Source organism: Bacteroides clarus YIT 12056 (assembly GCF_900129655.1).
Classification (GTDB): domain Bacteria; phylum Bacteroidota; class Bacteroidia; order Bacteroidales; family Bacteroidaceae; genus Bacteroides; species Bacteroides clarus.
In genome coordinates this window covers 322,844-342,276 of the sequence record NZ_FQWK01000004.1, presented here as the reverse complement: position 1 = coordinate 342,276, position 19,433 = coordinate 322,844, and the positions used below count along the sequence as shown (strand labels likewise).

16 protein-coding genes and 1 tRNA gene are annotated in these 19,433 nt (G+C 42.2%); 11 read left to right on the top strand and 6 right to left on the bottom strand.

What is annotated here, in order from left to right:
* Positions 1–26: 26 nt before the first annotated feature.
* Positions 27–911 carry a carbon-nitrogen hydrolase gene (locus BUB52_RS08840; RefSeq protein ID WP_009120920.1) on the top strand — a complete coding sequence of 295 codons (885 nt, stop codon included), beginning with the start codon at positions 27–29 and terminating at the stop codon, positions 909–911.
* 15 nt (positions 912–926) lie between these two features.
* Here BUB52_RS08840 and BUB52_RS08835 read toward each other — a convergent pair whose 3' ends face one another.
* From BUB52_RS08835 to BUB52_RS08825, 3 genes are all read right to left on the bottom strand, one after another.
* Entirely contained in the window at positions 927–1,307 is a 381-nt protein-coding gene (locus tag BUB52_RS08835) for a GtrA family protein (RefSeq protein ID WP_009120921.1), read from the bottom strand.
* A gap of 20 nt (positions 1,308–1,327) precedes the next feature.
* A complete protein-coding gene (gene aspS / locus BUB52_RS08830) occupies positions 1,328–3,085 on the bottom strand; it encodes an aspartate--tRNA ligase (protein WP_009120922.1) in 1,758 nt (585 codons plus the stop codon).
* Between the two features lie 193 nt (positions 3,086–3,278).
* Positions 3,279–4,322, bottom strand: a complete 1,044-nt coding sequence (locus BUB52_RS08825) for a diacylglycerol/lipid kinase family protein (protein ID WP_009120923.1) — start codon at positions 4,320–4,322, stop codon at positions 3,279–3,281.
* Between the two features lie 206 nt (positions 4,323–4,528).
* On the opposite strand from BUB52_RS08825, the gene spt reads away from it, so the two are divergent.
* The 3 genes from spt (at position 4,529) to BUB52_RS08810 (ending at position 7,492) form a co-directional block, all read left to right on the top strand.
* A complete protein-coding gene (spt, locus tag BUB52_RS08820; RefSeq protein ID WP_009120924.1) occupies positions 4,529–5,716 on the top strand; it encodes a serine palmitoyltransferase in 1,188 nt (395 codons plus the stop codon).
* A 98-nt stretch (positions 5,717–5,814) separates the two neighbouring features.
* Entirely contained in the window at positions 5,815–6,621 is an 807-nt protein-coding gene (locus tag BUB52_RS08815) for a M48 family metallopeptidase (protein ID WP_009120925.1), read from the top strand.
* A 184-nt stretch (positions 6,622–6,805) separates the two neighbouring features.
* Entirely contained in the window at positions 6,806–7,492 is a 687-nt protein-coding gene (locus BUB52_RS08810) for a hypothetical protein (RefSeq protein WP_009120927.1), read from the top strand.
* A gap of 63 nt (positions 7,493–7,555) precedes the next feature.
* On the opposite strand, the gene BUB52_RS08805 is transcribed toward BUB52_RS08810, so the two are convergent.
* Together BUB52_RS08805 and BUB52_RS08800 are read right to left on the bottom strand one after the other, a co-directional pair.
* Positions 7,556–7,912, bottom strand: coding sequence for a lipocalin-like domain-containing protein (locus tag BUB52_RS08805; RefSeq protein ID WP_009120928.1), 357 nt, complete (start codon positions 7,910–7,912; stop codon positions 7,556–7,558).
* A 22-nt stretch (positions 7,913–7,934) separates the two neighbouring features.
* Entirely contained in the window at positions 7,935–8,273 is a 339-nt protein-coding gene (locus tag BUB52_RS08800; RefSeq protein ID WP_009120929.1) for a hypothetical protein, read from the bottom strand.
* Between the two features lie 198 nt (positions 8,274–8,471).
* Here BUB52_RS08800 and BUB52_RS08795 point away from each other — a divergent pair.
* From BUB52_RS08795 to BUB52_RS08770, 6 genes are all read left to right on the top strand, one after another.
* A tRNA-Pro gene (locus tag BUB52_RS08795) sits at positions 8,472–8,546 on the top strand.
* A gap of 115 nt (positions 8,547–8,661) precedes the next feature.
* Positions 8,662–9,876, top strand: coding sequence for a site-specific integrase (locus BUB52_RS08790; protein ID WP_039950413.1), 1,215 nt, complete (start codon positions 8,662–8,664; stop codon positions 9,874–9,876).
* Positions 9,877–10,433: 557 nt separating this feature from the next.
* Positions 10,434–12,353, top strand: a complete 1,920-nt coding sequence (locus BUB52_RS08785; protein WP_009120931.1) for a hypothetical protein — start codon at positions 10,434–10,436, stop codon at positions 12,351–12,353.
* A 347-nt stretch (positions 12,354–12,700) separates the two neighbouring features.
* On the top strand, positions 12,701–13,147 hold the full coding sequence (locus tag BUB52_RS08780) for a JAB domain-containing protein (protein ID WP_009120932.1): 447 nt from the start codon (positions 12,701–12,703) through the stop codon (positions 13,145–13,147).
* A 104-nt stretch (positions 13,148–13,251) separates the two neighbouring features.
* Positions 13,252–13,926, top strand: coding sequence for a recombinase family protein (locus BUB52_RS08775; protein ID WP_009120933.1), 675 nt, complete (start codon positions 13,252–13,254; stop codon positions 13,924–13,926).
* A 612-nt stretch (positions 13,927–14,538) separates the two neighbouring features.
* Positions 14,539–15,384: a DUF4595 domain-containing protein gene (locus BUB52_RS08770; protein WP_073212642.1), complete on the top strand. Its 846-nt coding sequence runs from the start codon at positions 14,539–14,541 to the stop codon at positions 15,382–15,384.
* 692 nt (positions 15,385–16,076) lie between these two features.
* Here the strand turns inward: BUB52_RS08770 and BUB52_RS08765 are convergent.
* Entirely contained in the window at positions 16,077–16,787 is a 711-nt protein-coding gene (locus tag BUB52_RS08765) for a tRNA1(Val) (adenine(37)-N6)-methyltransferase (protein WP_009120937.1), read from the bottom strand.
* Between the two features lie 170 nt (positions 16,788–16,957).
* Here BUB52_RS08765 and lon point away from each other — a divergent pair, with 170 nt between their 5' ends.
* Positions 16,958–19,429: an endopeptidase La gene (gene lon / locus BUB52_RS08760; protein ID WP_009120938.1), complete on the top strand. Its 2,472-nt coding sequence runs from the start codon at positions 16,958–16,960 to the stop codon at positions 19,427–19,429.
* Positions 19,430–19,433 lie beyond the last annotated feature (4 nt).

Genomic DNA, 19,433 nt, shown 5'->3' with positions numbered 1-19,433 from the left:
AAAAACATTCAAAAGAAATATAGATTATGAGAAAAATAAAAGTCGGTATTATTCAGCAGGCAAATGTTGCGGATATGCGCATTAATCTGATGAATCTGGCCAAGAGTATCGAAGCATGTGCCACTCATGGTGCACAGTTAGTGGTGTTGCAGGAACTGCACAACTCACTCTATTTCTGCCAGACGGAGAATACCCAACTGTTTGACTTGGCGGAACCTATTCCCGGACCGTCAACCGGTTTCTATTCAGAGTTGGCGGCTGCCAACAACATTGTATTGGTAACCTCGTTATTTGAAAAACGCGCTCCGGGTTTATATCATAATACGGCTGTTGTTTTTGAACGTGACGGAAGCATTGCCGGGAAATATCGCAAGATGCACATTCCGGACGATCCGGCTTATTATGAAAAGTTCTATTTTACCCCCGGAGATTTGGGATTTGAACCTATACAGACGTCTTTGGGGAAATTGGGCGTTTTGGTTTGTTGGGACCAGTGGTATCCCGAAGCTGCTCGTCTTATGGCGCTGAAAGGAGCCGAATTACTGATTTATCCTACCGCTATCGGTTGGGAAAGCAGTGATACAGATGATGAGAAAGCCCGTCAGCTCAACGCATGGATAATCTCTCAGCGTGGACATGCCGTAGCAAACGGTCTTCCGGTTATTTCGGTGAATCGTGTGGGACATGAACCCGATCCTTCCATGCAGACAAACGGTATCCGGTTTTGGGGAAATAGCTTTGTGGTTGGGCCACAAGGTGAATTTTTGGTACAAGCAGGTAATGAGCAACCGGAAAATATTGTAGTGGAAGTGGATATGGAGCGTTCGGAGAATGTTCGCCGTTGGTGGCCGTTCTTGCGCGACCGCAGAATCGATGCTTATGAGGGATTGACCAAACGCTTCTTAGATTAAAGGAAAGGAGTGCTTTTATTTGAACGTGACCTTTCTGTTCATCAAGAAGTTAACTCCGCCATATACAAATAGTCCCAAGAACTGGGCGAGATATTCATCACAATTCAACCCCTCTACCAATCCGATGAGGAAAAGGAATTGTGCGCAATAAGCCATTCCGAAGGCTATGGAAAAGAGCAGCACTTGTCGCCAAGTGTTGCTCTTTTTTTCTGTTGGGAATATCCAATACTTGCACCAGATAAAGTTATGAGTCTGTGCCAGTATATATGCAGTGACATTGGAGAGCATGTAATTAATATCCAATCCATCCATCATTATCCAGATGGTGATTGCTGTTATTAAGGCGTTTAGCGTACCGATTACTGCAAAACGGCAAATACGTGTGGACTCTTTCACTCTCTCCTGTTCTCTGGTTTTTATTCTTTTACCTCAACAATAAGGTTCAGTTCATCCAATTGCTTTTGGTCGATGACCGAAGGCGCATCCAACATGACATCGCGGCCGGAGTTATTCTTCGGGAATGCAATGCAGTCACGGATACTGTCGAGGCCGGCAAAGATGCTTACCCAACGGTCAAGGCCGTAAGCCAAACCGCCATGAGGAGGTGCGCCGAATTTGAAGGCATTCATCAAAAAGCCGAACTGTTCTTCAGCCTTTTCCGGGGTGAAGCCCAATATTTCGAACATCTTAGCCTGCAATTGGGCATCGTGGATACGGATAGAGCCACCCCCCACTTCAATACCGTTACATACCATATCGTAAGCATCGGCACGAACAGCCGCAGGATCTGTGTCCAACAAAGGAATATCTTCATCTTTCGGATGCGTAAACGGATGATGCATAGCCATTAAGCGACCTTCTTCTTCACTCCATTCAAACATGGGGAAGTCGACTATCCAAAGCAATGCAAACTTATTCTTGTCGCGTAAGCCTAATTGATTACCCATTTCAAGACGAAGTTCGTTCAATTGCTTGCGGGTTTTCATTACATCATCACCGCTCAAGATAAGAATCAAGTCGCCGGGTTTTGCGCCAAAGGCTGCTTTCATATCTTGCAGAACTTCTTGTGTATAGAACTTGTCGACACTCGATTTTACAGTACCGTCAGCTTCTATACGGGCATATACCATACCCTTTGCTCCGATTTGCGGTTTCTTTACGAATTCGGTCAAGGCGTCCAATTGTTTGCGGGTGTAGCTTGCGGCGCCTTCCGCACAAATACCGCCGATATATGCGGCATTGTCGAATACAGAGAAACCATGGCCTTTCATGATGTCCATCAATTCCACAAACTTCATACCGAAGCGCAAATCGGGTTTGTCGCTACCATAATATTTCATGGCATCCGCCCAAGGCATCCGCTGGAACGGTTCTGTCAACTCAACACCACGAATTTCCTTGAAAAGGTACTTTGCCATACCTTCAAAGAGCTCGATTACATCGTCTTGTTGTACAAAAGACATTTCACAGTCGATTTGTGTAAATTCCGGTTGGCGGTCGGCACGGAGGTCTTCGTCACGGAAACATTTCGCGATTTGGAAGTAGCGGTCAAAGCCTGAAACCATCAGTAATTGCTTCAATGTTTGAGGGCTCTGCGGCAGTGCATAGAATTGTCCCGGGTTCATACGTGAGGGAACAACAAAGTCGCGCGCGCCTTCTGGGGTGGAACCGATGAGAAGAGGAGTCTCTACTTCAATGAATCCTTTGCTATCCAGATATTTACGTACCTCGATTGTCATTTTATGGCGCAACTCCAGATTCTTGCGTACTGCGGCGCGGCGTAAGTCCAGATAACGGTATTTCATACGGATATCATCGCCGCCGTCCGTATTATCTTCGATTGTGAAAGGCGGAGTTAAAGCTGAATTAAGCACATTCAGTTCCGAAACGATGATTTCGATATCTCCCGTAGGAATATTTTTGTTTTTGCTGAAACGCTCATTTACCGTTCCTACTATTTGAATTACGAATTCACGGCCCAAGCGGTTGGCCTGCTCGCAAAGTTCGGCATCTACTTCTTCATTAAATACTAATTGGGTGATTCCGTAACGGTCGCGAAGGTCTACGAATGTCATACCTCCCATCTTACGGCTGCGCTGTACCCAACCTGCCAGCGTCACTTGCTTATTAACGTCGGAGATACGCAATTCTCCACAGGTGTGTGATCTATACATATTATTATATATAACTTTATAATTTATTCTTTTGGCTATACAATGCCCTTTACTGCATAAATATCATGCAAAAATACATAAAACATATTACAGACGTATCAAAACAGAAGAGTTTATTTTAAAAAACAACCGTATCTAGCAGTTGACAGTAAAATTATCAATCCTAAAACAACTGCAACGTCACTCGTAGAATTTAATTCTTTCTGAGTCTTTTTATTTGTTCCTTGCCTTTATCCAATATCCTTCTATTCGTATGGGTAATGTCTTCCATTATGGCTTCATTTATTTGTTTCAGGCCATTGATGTAATCCTGGGCACGTTGCAATACGTTTGAAGTGTCTTTTTCGGCATTCTTGGGTACAATAACCTGTAAGCCTCTTTTGAGGATATTCACATCGATGTTTTCTCCCATCATCATCGGGTCTCCATCGAAATGTATCACTCCCGGTTTGGAACGGTGAATACGAAGTGTTTTACAACGAAAAGTCTTTATACGGCTGTTTTGGTCGATAGTCTTGTTGAACAACTGGAATGATAATGCCGGTACGTCCAATACGGTAAAAGGCTCCAAAATAGTAACATCCAGCAATCCGTCATTTAACGTGGCCTGTGGGGTTATATAGGCGTTATTCCCATATTGTGAGGCATTGCCGCATGCTATCAGGAAAGCTTTGTATCGCGAGGTACTGCCATCCATCTCCAACTCATATGTTTCCGGCTTGTACTTGAGGCTTTCAAGCAGTGTCTTCTCCAGATATATGAGCGGGCCTCTCCTGCCGGCTTTGGAAAATTGCAGACTGACAAATGCGTCGAATCCTACTCCGCAGGTACAGAAAAAAGGAACATCATTGATTTTACCATAGTCAATGATATCTATCAATCCCTCATTGATAATATCAATTGCTTTTTTTGCCTCCATGGGAATCTGCAGATGGCGTGCCAACCCGTTGCCGGAACCGCATGGGATGATGCCCAATGCCGTTTTGGTGTGCACCAATGAGCGTGCTATCTCGTTGATTGTTCCGTCTCCGCCGATGGCAACAACGGCAAAAACCTCTTCTTTAGCTTTCCGGGCGGCTATTTCAACGGCGTGCCCCGCCCATTCCGTATAAATTACTTCCGGTATGTAGCGGCTCTTATCCAGCTTTTCATCGAGCCATTTCAATATTTGCTCCTTACCCTGCGTACCGGATATGGGATTTATTATAAATGATATTTTCTTTTTACTATCGTCCATTTAAACGGATATTACTATGGGGTTTTCTGTCATGCAAAAGTAATATAAATCCTTTAAATTTTAACCATATGAATCTCTTAAAACGAGTTAGAGCAGATTTTTTAGAGTAAATGGAACAGATAACAACATATTTTGCTATCTTTGCCCCCTGTTTTTAAGAACTTGTTTTTAATAGAATTAAATATTCATTATATAAAAGACATTTCATGGGTTTACTGCAAGACAAATTCGCGAAATATGATTTGCCGCAACAATTTATGGCAAAAGGGGTATACCCTTATTTCCGCACAATTAACAGCCACCAGGATACAGAGGTGATGATGGATGGCAAAAAGGTTCTGATGTTCGGTTCGAACGCATATATGGGACTGACATACGACAAACGAATCATTGACGCTTCAATAGCTGCCACTGAAAAATATGGTACAGGTTGTGCCGGTTCCCGTTTTCTGAATGGTACTCTTGATATACATGTTGAATTGGAAAAGGAATTGGCCGAATTCGTAGGCAAAGACGAAGCTCTTTGTTTTTCTACCGGTTTTACTGTAAATGAAGGTATTATTCCCGCGGTGGTAGGACGTGGTGATTACATTATTTGTGATGACCGTGACCATGCTTCTATCGTAGACGGACGCCGCCTTTCTTTCGCTACACAATTAAAGTATAAGCACAATGATATGGAAGACCTTGAAAAGGAACTCCAGAAGTGTGAGCCGGATGCCGTAAAGCTGATTGTTGTAGATGGCGTATTCTCAATGGAGGGTGATTTGGCTAATTTGCCGGAAATCGTTCGTTTGAAAAAGAAATATAATGCCAGTATTTATGTGGACGAAGCTCACGGTTTGGGTGTATTCGGTAAGCAAGGCCGTGGTGTTTGCGACCATTTCGGAGTGACCGAAGATATCGACCTGATAATGGGAACTTTCAGTAAGTCATTGGCTTCTATCGGCGGTTTTATCGCGGGTGACAAAGATGTCATCAACTGGTTGCGTCACAATGCCCGTTCTTATATATTCCAGGCAAGCAGTACGCCGGGAGCAACGGCTGCAGCCCGTGAAGCTCTCCATATTATTAAATCAGAACCGGAACGCATTCAACGCCTGTGGGATATTACCAATTACGCATTGAAGAGTTTCCGTGATGCCGGTTTTGAGATTGGCGAAACCGAGTCGCCTATCATACCTTTGTATGTGCGTGATACGGAAAAGACATTTGTCGTAACGAAGATGGCATTTGATGAAGGTATCTTTATCAATCCGGTAATTCCGCCTGCATGCGCTCCTCAAGATACATTGGTACGCGTAGCATTGATGGCTACTCATACTAAGGAACAAGTAGATTATGCCGTTGAGAAGTTGACTAAATGCTTCAGGGAATTGGGAATAATCAAGTAAAAGAATGAAGAATTAAAGCAAAGATAAAAGCCGTTTAATCGTGGGTCGGTTAAACGGCTTTCTTTTATAAAATAATCCATTAAAACAAACCAAACAACATGAAAAAACAAATTCTGATTTTCGCCGCTATTGTATGCGGAATGACTTACACTACAACTGCCTATGCGCAGTTTAAAATTGGCGGTAAGAAAATAAATGTAGGTAAGGTTGTTCAGGCCGGCACTGATGCCGCTAAAGCTATAACTCTTTCGGATGCGGATATTGCAGCTATGAGCAAGGAGTATATGCAATGGATGGATACTCACAATCCTTTGACCAAACCCGATACGGAGTATGGTAAGCGTCTGGAAAAACTGACCGGGCATATTAAAGAGGTGGATGGTCTGAAAGTAAACTTTGGCGTTTATGAAGTTATCGACGTGAACGCTTTTGCTTGCGGTGACGGCAGCGTACGTATTTGCGCCGGGTTAATGGATATTATGACGGATGATGAAGTGATGGCTGTGGTAGGTCATGAGATAGGCCATGTAATTCATACAGACTCCAAAGATGCTATGAAGAGCGCTTATCTTCGTTCTGCAGTGAAGAATGCCGCAGGCGCTGCAAGCTCTACCGTATCAAAGCTGACTGATTCCGAGTTAGGCGCTATGGCGGAAGCTTTGGCGGGTGCGCAATACTCCCAAAAGCAGGAAACGGAAGCGGACGATTACGGTTTTGAATTTTCTATAAAGAATAATTTGGATCCTTATGCCATGTATAATGCTTTGAATAAACTGCTGGAACTTTCAGCGGAAGCTCCCAAGGAGTCTAAATTCCAAAAGATGTTTTCATCTCATCCGGATACGGCGAAACGAGTAGCTCGTGCTAAGGAGAAAGCTGATGAATATATGAAAAACAAGCAATAAGAGATTGTATTTCCAAATTACAGAGAGAGGCAGGATTTCATTTGAATTCTGCCTTTTTTCTTGATAATAAAAGGATAAAACGTACTTTTGCTTTGATTTACCGGTTTTGCTTGTCTAATTGCTTTGATATTGAATTTATTTTAGTATGTTTGCCGTTATTATTAATGAAAAGCACAGCATTTGAATGAAAAAGCAAGATTTCCTTTTCGTTTTCGTCCTAATCGTAATCTTCTTACCTTTTTTCGTGAGTGATGCGGTTTACGACTGGTATAAGTCTTTCAATGCCACACATGGTATGGTAATGAGTTTCCTGAAATTCGGAGTGCTTGCCACTTTAGGTGAGATGCTGGGGCTTCGCATCAGTGCCGGAATATATAACAGAAAAGGATTCGGAGTACTTTCCCGTGCGGTTGTATGGGGTATCTTAGGGATGGGAATCAATATGGCGATGATTGTCTTTTCTAAAGGTGTGCCGCAGTTTATGGAGTATATGGGGATGGCGGATGCCTCGGTGATAATTAACGGTGGTTTCTGTTTGGACAAGTTATGGATTGCTCTGGCTATATCTGTTGCCATGAACACAATCTTTGCTCCTGTATTCATGACATTTCACAAGATAACGGATACACATATTCTGGATTGTGGCGGTTCGCTTCGCAGTCTTATTACCCCTATCCCGATGACGCGTATCATTACGCATCTTAATTGGGATGCGCAATGGAATTTTGTTTTTAAGAAAACGATTCCTTTTTTCTGGTACCCCGCCCACACCATTACTTTCTTGTTACCGGGCGAGGTAAGAGTTTTGTTTGCCGCTATTTTGGGTGTTGTGCTTGGGGTACTGCTGGCTATTGCTGCAAGAATGAAATAATGGTTCTTTTGGTATAAAAAGGAAGGGGAATACGGACACTGTTGCGCATTCCCCTTTATTATCTTACTTTTCTCTTACATAACGTAGTGTATAGCCGTAATTGGAATTTAAGATTAATGAGTCAGCCGTAAGTTTCTCAATTCTTAAGGTGTCTATCCCCTCTATCTCCATACCGTTACCAATGCTTTTTACCGTGAGATAAAGTTCATCTCCTTGTTGCTCCCAATATTTATATACCAGCGTAGCCATATTAATGGAAGATGCATCCCCGCCCTCTTCCAGTTTGATACCCTGCATTTTTCCCGGCTGTCCTTCGATAGGCATTACCCATGAGCCAATGATAGAGTCTTTGCTTTGCTTTTCATTACAAGCGGCCATTGCAATAACCAATACGGCGGCTGCCAATAAAAGTTTCTTCATACTATATGTTTTTAAAAGTGAGTTAATGTATTTTCGTTATGGCAGATGCAATGTTAATGCCGGGTTCATCTTCGGTAACCGTGTACGAAACCTCTAATGTATCTCCTACTGATAGTCCTTCTTCCAAGGCTATATCCTGATCCATTGTACTTATATATAAGGTATCGTTTTTCCGGGTAACCATTGTGAATCCATTCATGGTAGCATCCATAACTACGCCTTGTGCATGATATACGGAATCGTTAATCTCCTCTGTACCGGGCTTTGCGCTTTCCTGTTCTGTGTTTCCGGCTTTATTTTTGCAGGAAGCACATCCCAACAGAATAACGGTAACAAGTAAAATAGGTTTGGTCAACTTCATATTCTCTGATTTTATTAAGATTATTTCTACAAAAATAGATATAAAAGAGAACGTATCAAAGAGGCAGAGAATAATTAACTGTTCCCGTATATTGTTTCCCAGACTTTTATAATTTTATTTCAGATAAAATCATAAAAAGATTTGGTCTATATCAAAAAAGATTTTACCTTTGCACTCGCTTTTAAGAAGTAAAGCACTCGGGGTGTAGCGCAGTCCGGTTAGCGCACCTGCTTTGGGAGCAGGGGGTCGTGGGTTCGAATCCCGCTACCCCGACTGATAAGAATCAAGGAGTTACAGTAAAATGTAGCTCCTTTTTTGTTGCTCGATTGGGCGGTTGAATTGACGGTTGACTTAGATAATGTCAACCAAGATGTCAACCATTAAAACAATGAATGCAACTGTAAATGTAGTATGCTACAAATGGAAAACATTATCCAATGGCGAACATCCGTTGATGCTTCGCATCTGTAAAGACGGTAAAAGGAAATACCAAAGTTTGGGAATATCGGTTAATCCGAGATATTGGGACTTTAAGAAGAATGTACCAAAGTCTAAATGTCCTAACTTAGAATATATCCAAAAGATAATTCTTGATAAGAAGTTGGAGTTTCAAGAACGAATGCTTGAAATGAAAGCCGACCAAAAGGATTATTCGGCTGAAACACTTGTTGCGATGCGAGGGCAAACAACTACGATTAAAACAGTCGGAAGTTTCTATCAAGAAATCATTGCCCAATGCAAAGCTGATAATAAATGTGGGAACAGATTGGTCTATCTCAATTCTTACAATTCGTTGATGAGGTTTACAAAAGGGAAGTTGGAGATACCGTTTGACGTAGTTAATGTGGCGTGGCTCGAAAGATATGAAAAGTGGCTTCGAGCAAATGGGAATAAGGAGACAACAATCAGTTTGATGTTCCGTACTTTGCGTAGCACATATAATAAGGCTATCAATGCCAAATGCGCCCGAACGTCCGATTATCCGTTCAATGAATATAAAATCTCTAAGTTCGACACTACTACTCAAAAGCGAGCCATAGCCAAGACAGAGATGTTGAAATTTACAGAAACATCCCAGCCGATAGGTCAGAAGAAATACGTGGAATTGAGCAAGGACATATTTATATTTAGCTACCTGTGTGGCGGTATCAATTTTACCGATATTGCCAATCTGACGCAAGAGAATATCGTCAATGGTAGGTTACACTATATCCGTCAGAAAACTGGTAAGCTAATCAAAATTGGAATACCCCAAGAAGCTATGCTGATAATAGAGAAATACGCAAAGGAGGGTAACGGTTATCTGTTCCCGATATTGAATGTAAAAGTCCATAAAACAGCTTTGCAGAAGCAGAATAGGATTCATAAAATACGCGGCAAGGTGAATGAGGTTTTAAGGATACTCGGTAAGCGATTGGGAATTGAAGCCAACATTACGACCTATGTTGCAAGGCATTCGTTTGCAAGTGTCCTTAAAAAGTCGGGAGTGAACATTGCATTAATAAGCGAAGCATTAGGACATTCAGACTTAGCGACCACTCAAATATATTTGGATAGCTTCGACAACGAGCAAGTAGATGAAGCGATGAAGAATTTACTTTGAAGCCATTGCCATATGAATGAAAAGTTATATCTTTGCACCAATTCTACAACGTGGTAGAAGATACGGGCTAAGACTTAAATAAGCCCTCCTGAATGGTTCACGTGACAGTGCAGTTATCAAGCGGATAATCAAGAAAGGTAACCGTTCTACAAGAAGCTTGTCAGCAATTAAATTCTACTGCATAAGTAGCGGCTTCTGCAACTAAGTTCTCGGAGCGTGACTTCCGAAATCTATTATTGGATGAACATTCATTCGTACCTTGTAAGGGTGAATTGTATCCAATCGTAAGGAGAACTTGGTTGCAGGAGCTTTTTTATTCCCCTTAGTCCAATTGTTAAATTTCTAAATTCATCAAATTATGCCAATGAATTTAAGAATCCGAACAATTGGATTGAGCCGCCAATCGGAACTTGTCACCCCGACAAGTCTTAATCGGCTCACGAGTTTTATAACTTTATATGGGTCTGAACTCCATTCTTCGGGTGGGGTAACAAAATCATCACGCCCATATAATAACCAGTTCTTCCAAGTTTCTTACCCCCTAAATCCAATGTACCATGAATGACGCGGCAAACAGAACATTGGACGTGGAGGTACTGAACATCCACAAGGGAGAGTATCTGTCCGAGGCCTTAAAAAGACAAGGCTACCCCATGCTACCGAGTAATGCCATTATTAATAAGGTAATGACAGGTACAGGTGCTACTTACATGGAATTGAACCCGAAGTTAAGTCCAAGAAATTCTATCGTGATCGAGCCGTATCGTTCTGCGGTGGAGAACAAAGTGCAGGCATTTGACGAAGTGCAAGGAGTGTTCAAGGAAGTAACCGTTAAGAAATTGACCGCCTACCTCAACAACTCCAATATCAAGTACAAGAAAATTATCACCACTCCCGAAGGATTTCAGACCAAAGTCTTGAAGGCGGCAAAGAGTTTGAAGATGAACATCTATAAGGAGTTCTTCAACTTGTACGATGAATCCGAACACATTACGGAAGACACAGATTACCGTAGGAGCATATCTTCCCCGATGAAGGAGTTCTTCAAGTTCGAGGGAAAGGCTCTCGTATCTGCCACTCCGTTAAAGCCGAGCAAGTACACCTTAACGCTGTTCTTGCGTCACCAATTTAGGTGGGTGGAAATTAAACCCGACTATGACTATCGGGAAGATATGACTTTGATAACGACCCGTAGTTTTTACAGTCGGGTGAAGCAGGAAGTAAAAAGACTGTTGGATAACGGCTCTCCTCATGTGTGCATCTTCTATAAGACAACAGAGGGTATATGTAACATCGTGGAATCATTGCTGCATGACGGAATAATAAAAGAGGATGATTACAAGGTGTTCTGTTCAAAGGAAAGTACCGATAAGCTAAAGAGCCGTTTCTTGGAACACAGTACGGACAGGTTGGAGCTTCCCCTAAGAAAGGTGAACTTGTTTACCTTGCGGTTCTTCCCGTCAATAGACATCAATCTGAAAGAACTTTGCGATGTGCTGGTGTTGTCAAACTACGACCATGTGAAGCACACCCTAATCAATCCGTTCACCGAAGCCATCCAATGTCAAGGAAGATTCAGACGCGTCTTCCCAAACGGTAAGAGATATAACTCGCTTACGGTTATCGCTTCAATTCCGAATGAACTTAAAGTTAATTCCGATGAAGAAATTTATAGGGACATTACAGCGAGGATTAAATCTTACCGAGCCGTTCAAAAAGAAAGACTGAATGCGGACGACCCGACCAATTTCGACAAGGACTTGAAACGGTTACGGCTGAATGAAGTCTTAAATCCCGAACGGAACGGATTTGACAGGTTCGCCATAGAGCAACTGTTACTTGACGAGCAGGTTAAGAGATATTACCTCTCACCCGATGCACTTAGACAGGCATACGAAGCAACGGGATATTTCAATGTGGACTTCCAGCCCGAAGAAGAAGTGATCGGTGAGGATGACATTTACAGAATCAAAGCAGCCAAATCCAAAGAGAAATGGCAGTCCATTGTATCCGTCTTAAGCAACATCAAGGAAGATGAAAATGCCGTACAACTTCTCCGAGCCAAGTGTGTAGAGGAAGAATGGCTCATCAATGCGTTCTTCAAGTTAGGGCGAGAAACTATCGAACAGCAGAAGTACAGCAAGACTGCAATCAAGGAGCTGTTGGAACAGACCGAACAGAAAGAAGCCATGCAACGGAGATTCAGCCGAGAGTTCCTATCAGACATAAGACGTGAATTTGAAACGGAAACGGGTAACGATTTATATATCCCCGTAAATGATGTGCTTGATAGAATTTCTTACCTGTTGGACTGTTACGGAATAACCTACTCCCGATATGGAGACGGAAAGAAAGGTACAATGTGCAAGCTATCCGCTCCTTTCATTGAGGAATATTTCGATGTAACACGCAGCAATCGGGACGGTGCTAAAATCAAACTGGAGAAGTTCAAAGATGAATTACAGAACCGACATTAAATGAAGTGCAGGCTGGCGCAGCCAGCCGGAACTTCGTTCCGTCTGACTGCACCCCTCTTTTAGTCCCCCTTATGCCTGCCGAAGAAAAAGAATGCTTTAATAATTGCACTACCACCTCACATCGTCAATTAAAAAGACATTCTTTGTTGGCAGCGTATATGTTCACAACTCTATTCCCATAGCCGACCGATTACTCACTAATGCTCCGAACTTCCTTTAATTGAATATTTAGGGAAAGACATAGAACGAGCCTTAGATGCAAGCGAAGAAATTCACTTGTGTTTAGGGTTTGTTCTTGTTAAATCCACTCAATCAATAACCCTTTAAATTTCAATTATAGATAGATTATGAAAGCTGATTACACAGTTGGAGAAGTGGAACTCACTTACAAATCCACATCAAAAACTCGGAGTGAAATTTATAGCTCGGAGGATGCTTACAAAGTCTTACTCCCCACATATAAGGAGGGTACAATCTGTTACAAGGAATATTTTAAAGTCTTGTTCCTAAACCAATCCAACCAAGTTTTAGGCTACACTCTCATATCAGAGGGTGGAATAACAGACACAACCGTAGATGTAAGAGTAATTCTACAAGCTGCATTGCTCACCAATTCAGTAGCTATCATTCTTGCTCATAACCACCCAAGCGGTAACACGAAACCAAGCAGGCAGGATATGGAGATTACTAAGCAGGTCAAAGAAGCTGCAAGACTTATGAGAATTACAGTAACAGACCACCTCATATTAACAGATGCAGGATATTATAGCTTCGCTGATGAAGGACAGTTATAGCGTATCATCTTAAAAGGACATTCAATTTTCAAGTTGGGTGTCCTTACTTACATAAGCTGAATGTTCGTTCAGCATTTGTAACCAACCATTAATAAATGTGAATTATGAAGACATATATAGCATATCTAAGGCAATCCACCATGAAGCAGCAAATATCGGGTCTTGGTGTGGAAGCCCAACGGGAGATTATAAACAACCATGTAAAGAATAAGCCCATACTTGCTGAATATATTGAAACGGAGAGTGGGAAGAAGTCTAACAGACCTCAACTTCTTGCAGCTTTGGCAATGTGCAGGAAAACCAACTCTATTCTGATTGTCGCTAAATTGGATAGGTTGTCAAGGAATGTAGCGTTTACTTCAAAGCTGTTGGAGAGTGATGTTGAGATTGTGTTCTGTGACTTTCCACAAGCCAATAGGCTAATTCTGCATATCATCAGCAGCATAGCCGAATATGAAGCAGGGCTGATTAGTCAGAGAACCAAGCAATCACTTCAAGCCAAAAAAGCAAGGGGTGTGCAGCTTGGTAAATCGGAGAACTTGATGAATAAATTTGAACAAGCTGTTCAACATAGTATCGTTACCAACAAGGCTAAAGCAGATAACAATCCAAATAACATGAGAGCAATAGCGCTGTTACGGTCACTATCAATGCAAGGCAAATCATTATCTGAAATGACTTGTCTGTTAAATGAGCAAGGCTTCGTTACATCTAAAGGATGCAAGTTTCAGATTACACAAGTCAAGAGGTTGCTTGTCAGAGCAGGATTGATGTCGTGAAATCACTTTGAAAGGCAGGACAAATTTAGAACAAGGTCAGTCTTATATACCCCAATCTAAATTTGTCCTACCCTTAAATTCAGACGAAGAAATTAACTTTAGCTTTATAAATCCATGTGGGTAACAATTTCTAAAATTCACTTCTTATAATGGGAATTATCATTTTGATACCCACATGGATTTACAGAGTATGGATGCAAATCTTATTAAATATCCCGTTCAGACCATGTTTGAGAGCATAGAAGTTACTATTAATCCACACTTCATGCTTATTAATTTAGAACCTTTCATTATCTTTGCACCAATTCCAATGAACTAATGAGATAGGGAGTTGGAAGGACATATTTAACGAAAGGTGTTATTGAAATTATCTTCTTAGATTAAACTTCGCAACTTTAATTCTTAGCATGAAGATGATAGCAATAGTACCCATGCATTTGATATATATTCATCTTTTAGATGAACTATATACCTTTTGGTGTGGGGCTATTGTTTTATCCATGCTAAAGGTAATGCGAAGACCTAATCTAAGGATAAGACAGATATAGTTCCCACACCTTATTTATTTTAACAGCTTACTAATAGGGAACAAGTAAGCATAATATTATTAATATGAGAACACTTAGATTAATTGGAACGACCTTATTAATGGTCTTGTGCGCTGTAAACTTTACAGCTTGTGATGACGATGATGATGAGAACAATGCTAACAGTAGTATCAATCCTCAAAAGGTATTTGTGAATGGAATGCCTAAACAAGTTTCTGATATGAAAATCACCCAAGATGCATCAGGTTTAGTTTCTAAGATTGAAACAGATGATGCGGTTGCTATCTTTAAATATCCTACCACTGTAACAACAAGAGCAGGACTTCCCAATCAGCTTGTAATAGTGGAATTAACAGAAGATACAGGAGGAGAATATGAAGAAACATTCATCTTCAAAATGGAAATAGGTGACAATGGTTTTATAAAGCATTGTGATGAAACAGAAGAAGACGGTGATTTAGAGACTTGGGATTTCACATACACCGCAGAAGGCAACTTACTATCTATGAAACGTTCAGAAGGTGGAAATGAAACCACGACTATTACCTATCAAGACGGTGACATTATTAAAACGTCCACCGTATCAGCAGATGAACCAGAGGTTTCGTCCATTTACACCATAGACTACACCTCAGATGCAGCAGTGAACACCCCAATTGAGAACAAAGGATGCCTCATGTTCTATGATAAGACATTAGGAATTGACATGGATGAAATGTGGTTTGCCTATTATGCTGGACTATTAGGAAAAGCAACCAAGCATTTACCTTTAAAACTAACTTATGAATCCGACTCTTATGAGGACATAACCAATTTTGCATGGACGCTAAATGCAAATGGATTCCCTACCTTATTGTCTATTCAATCAGAACATAGTTCCACTAATAATAATATTTCTATCATTTGGTAATGAAACTAATATAAAGGCAAATAGATTCTTATTATACTATAAGCGGTATCGGAGGAAACTCTTATACCGCTTTGTTTATAATGGGTACGAATCTTGAAACATTCTTCTTCATATGGAGAAGCGGCAAATTCATACCCGAAGAATAAAGTGCAACAATAATGTTGCTCGCTTAGAATGGATTATTATATTACCAATATGGCATCAAGCCATAGAGAGATTATAAACTTATTGTTCAATACTTCTTGTTTGGTTATCAAATTCAACCAAGATGTCAACCGCTTTAATTCAGTAGGAAAGCAGATGTAAGTTAATTGACTTATAGATAATCTATTAAACGATGTCAATAATAGCATAAGCGCACCTGCTTTGGGAGCAGGGGGTCGTGGGTTCGAATCCCGCTACCCCGACAAAAACGAGCCACTGAATTTCAGTGGCTCGTTTTTTTGTATCATAGATACTCTCCGATGACGATGGATTATACATAAATAAACAGGGTTTGTACTTTTGCCCTTCACCTTCCACACACCTGTTTATACGGGTTAGCGGGTGAATCCTTGTTCTTTTGCTATATAAGGAATTGCCTCGTGAGATAAATAAAACCATCTCCCGAGACGAATTAATTCGTCTCACAAGACAAATATATCCGTCTCTCAGGATGAATATATTCATTCCGCAAGACGAATTTACACAGCTTACATTCTCAAATAAAAGTCTTTGGTCAGGGCGATGTACTCCGGGGTAAACTGTCCGTGCTTCTCTCCTTCTATGTAAAGACTGTCCTCGATACATGGTACATCCTGATAACCGAAAGTCAATAACACGCGCCGGCAAGGTTTTCCGGGTTTGGTAAAAACATACAAGCGGCGATGTGGATGAAAATTATACTTCCAGGCTGTATCAACCACCGTCTTTTCAACTTCCGCCGGAATGATAATGCTTATACTTCCCCGTTCCGATAAGAAATGCGCCGAATGTCCGAAGAGCAATTCATAGCTCAGTTCACTCGTGTGCCGTGCCATGCAGCGCTGATTGTCCGGGCATTTCAGGGCATCGACAAAATAAGGTGGGTTGGAAACAATCAGGTCGAATCTGTCTTCCGGATGATACTTGCGGAAGTCACAGCATACCACTTCCATCCGATGGCTCCAGGGGGACGATTGAATATTCTCTTGGGCTTGCGCCGCCGCTGCCGGGTCTATTTCGACAGAGGTAATTGCGGCTTCCGGATTACGCTGCGCTAATTGTAAGGATATTAGACCACTACCCGCTCCTACATCAAGAATTCGTTTAGCATCTTGAACCGGAGCCCACGCCCCTAATAGCACTCCGTCTGTACCTATTTTCATGGCGCATTTGTCGTGCCGGACGGTAAATTGTTTGAACTGGAAATAAGGATTCGGCATATTTGTTTTTGTTAATCGGACTCAAAAATAATCAAAGCCGCCAAAATAGCGGCAATTTTGGCATCGTTTTTGTCTTTTTAAAGAAAGGAACGCCTATTTAATAGAAGAAATAGCTAACTTTGCAGACGCCTTATTGGCCTGCCAATATGACATAAACTAAAAAGAATGAGATGAAGAAAAGAAATTACTTGAGTGATATCGAAGATAGGAATGAAAATGCGTTTTCTGTAATTGCTGATTTTGAGGGGAATGAAGAACAATTGATGGATATTGAGGTTGATGAAATCCTGCCGGTATTACCTCTGCGGAACATGGTTTTGTTTCCGGGTGTGTTTATGCCGGTGTCTGTCGGAAGAAAATCTTCCCTGAAATTGGTGCGTGAGGCAGAAAAGAAAGGTACATATATCGCCGTGGTGTGTCAGAAAGTAGCTGATACGGAAACGCCTTTGTTTGAGGACCTGCATACAATAGGTACGGTTGCCAAGATTGTCCGTGTGTTGGAAATGCCGGATCAGACGACTACCGTTATCCTGCAAGGCTCCAAGCGCATTGAATTGAAAGAGATAACGGAAGTTACTCCATATTTGAAAGGACGTGTAAGCACGCTTAATGAGGAAATTCCCGCAAAAGACGATAAGGAGTTCCAGGCATTGGTAGAAGCGTGCAAAGATTTGACCGTACGCTATATCAAATCTTCGGATATGTTTCCGCAGGATTCTGCATTTGCCATCAAGAACATTACCAACCCGATGTTTCTGGTGGACTTTATCTGCACCAACCTGCCCTTGAAGAAGGATGAAAAGATAGAGTTGCTGCGCATTGACGCATTGCGTGCCCGCACCTATCGTTTGCTCGAAATTCTGAACCGGGAAGTTCAGCTCGCCGAAATCAAGGAATCTATCCAGATGCGCGCCCGCGAGGATATAGACCAGCAGCAACGCGAGTATTTCTTGCAACAGCAGATTAAAACCATTCAGGATGAACTGGGGGGCGGCAGCCAGGAGCAGGAATTGGAAGAGATGCGTAAAAAAGCGGAAACCATAAAATGGAATGAAGAAGTAAAAAGCACCTTCCTGAAAGAAGTGGATAAGTTGGAGCGCATGCATCCGCAATCGCCCGATTACAGTGTACAACTGAACTATCTGCAAACCATGATGAGTCTGCCGTGGGGCGTTTATACAACGGATAATCTGAACCTGACCAATGCCGAGAAGACGTTGAATAAAGACCATTACGGTTTGGAGAAAGTAAAGGAGCGTATATTGGAACACCTCGCCGTATTGAAGTTGAAGGGAGACATGAAGTCGCCTATCATTTGCCTGTATGGCCCTCCGGGTGTGGGTAAAACCTCTTTGGGGCGTTCTATTGCGGCTGCTTTGAAGCGGAAGTATATCCGTATGTCTTTGGGTGGCGTGCACGATGAAGCCGAAATACGCGGACATCGCAAGACTTATATCGGAGCGATGCCGGGACGCATCATCAAAAGTTTGATTAAAGCCGGTTCTTCAAATCCGGTATTTATATTGGATGAGATAGACAAGGTGAGCGCCGACCGTCAGGGAGACCCCTCTTCCGCTCTGCTCGAAGTACTCGACCCGGAGCAGAATACTACGTTCCACGACAACTTCCTGGATGTGGATTATGATTTGTCGAAAGTAATGTTCATTGCTACCGCCAATAATCTGAATACGATTCCCGGACCGTTGCTCGACCGCATGGAGTTGATTGAAGTAAGCGGTTATATCACCGAAGAAAAGATAGAGATTGCCCGTCGCCATTTGGTTCCCAAAGAGTTGGAAGCAAACGGTATGAAGAAAAACGATATCAAGATTCCCAAGAATACGCTGGAAGCGATCATAGAGTCTTATACCCGTGAAAGCGGTGTGCGTGAGTTGGAGAAGAAGATTGGAAAGATTCTGCGTAAATCGGCTCGTCAATATGCTACGGACGGTTATTTCGCAAAGACCGAAATTAAGCCGGGCGATTTGTACGAATTCCTGGGCGCTCCCGAATATACGCGCGACAAGTATCAAGGCAATGAATATGCCGGTGTGGTTACCGGCTTGGCGTGGACTGCTGTCGGCGGTGAGATTCTGTTCGTCGAAACCAGTCTCAGTCGCGGCAAAGGCGGCCGCCTGACGCTGACCGGAAACTTGGGTGATGTAATGAAAGAGTCGGCTATGCTGGCGCTGGAGTACATTAAGGCGCATGCTTCGTTGCTGAATCTCGATGAAGATATTTTCGACAACTGGAATATCCATGTTCATGTTCCCGAAGGGGCTATTCCCAAGGATGGTCCGTCGGCAGGTATAACGATGGCTACTTCGCTGGCATCCGCACTTACGCAGAGAAAAGTAAAAGCCAACCTTGCCATGACGGGCGAAATCACGCTCCGTGGAAAGGTGCTTCCCGTCGGTGGCATCAAAGAAAAGATTCTGGCTGCCAAACGTGCCGGCATCAAGGAGATTATCCTCAGCGACGAGAACCGTAAGAACATTGAAGAGATACAGGAAATTTATCTGAAAGGACTGACTTTCCACTATGTGAAAGACGTAAAAGAGGTGTTTGCCATTGCGCTGACTGATGAAAAGGTAGCTGATGCCATCGACTTGTCCGTTAAAAAAGAAAAGATAGAAAAGTAAGAAG

Coding starts and splice junctions, on each gene's coding strand:
- BUB52_RS08840 (WP_009120920.1), top strand. CDS start 27: ATGAGAAAAATAAAAGTCGGTATTATTCAGCAGGCAAATGTTGCGGAT.
- aspS (WP_009120922.1), bottom strand. CDS start 3,085: ATGTATAGATCACACACCTGTGGAGAATTGCGTATCTCCGACGTTAAT.
- BUB52_RS08825 (WP_009120923.1), bottom strand. CDS start 4,322: ATGGACGATAGTAAAAAGAAAATATCATTTATAATAAATCCCATATCC.
- spt (WP_009120924.1), top strand. CDS start 4,529: ATGGGTTTACTGCAAGACAAATTCGCGAAATATGATTTGCCGCAACAA.
- BUB52_RS08815 (WP_009120925.1), top strand. CDS start 5,815: ATGAAAAAACAAATTCTGATTTTCGCCGCTATTGTATGCGGAATGACT.
- BUB52_RS08810 (WP_009120927.1), top strand. CDS start 6,806: ATGAAAAAGCAAGATTTCCTTTTCGTTTTCGTCCTAATCGTAATCTTC.
- BUB52_RS08805 (WP_009120928.1), bottom strand. CDS start 7,912: ATGAAGAAACTTTTATTGGCAGCCGCCGTATTGGTTATTGCAATGGCC.
- BUB52_RS08800 (WP_009120929.1), bottom strand. CDS start 8,273: ATGAAGTTGACCAAACCTATTTTACTTGTTACCGTTATTCTGTTGGGA.
- BUB52_RS08790 (WP_039950413.1), top strand. CDS start 8,662: ATGAATGCAACTGTAAATGTAGTATGCTACAAATGGAAAACATTATCC.
- BUB52_RS08785 (WP_009120931.1), top strand. CDS start 10,434: ATGAATGACGCGGCAAACAGAACATTGGACGTGGAGGTACTGAACATC.
- BUB52_RS08780 (WP_009120932.1), top strand. CDS start 12,701: ATGAAAGCTGATTACACAGTTGGAGAAGTGGAACTCACTTACAAATCC.
- BUB52_RS08775 (WP_009120933.1), top strand. CDS start 13,252: ATGAAGACATATATAGCATATCTAAGGCAATCCACCATGAAGCAGCAA.
- BUB52_RS08770 (WP_073212642.1), top strand. CDS start 14,539: ATGAGAACACTTAGATTAATTGGAACGACCTTATTAATGGTCTTGTGC.
- BUB52_RS08765 (WP_009120937.1), bottom strand. CDS start 16,787: ATGCCGAATCCTTATTTCCAGTTCAAACAATTTACCGTCCGGCACGAC.
- lon (WP_009120938.1), top strand. CDS start 16,958: ATGAAGAAAAGAAATTACTTGAGTGATATCGAAGATAGGAATGAAAAT.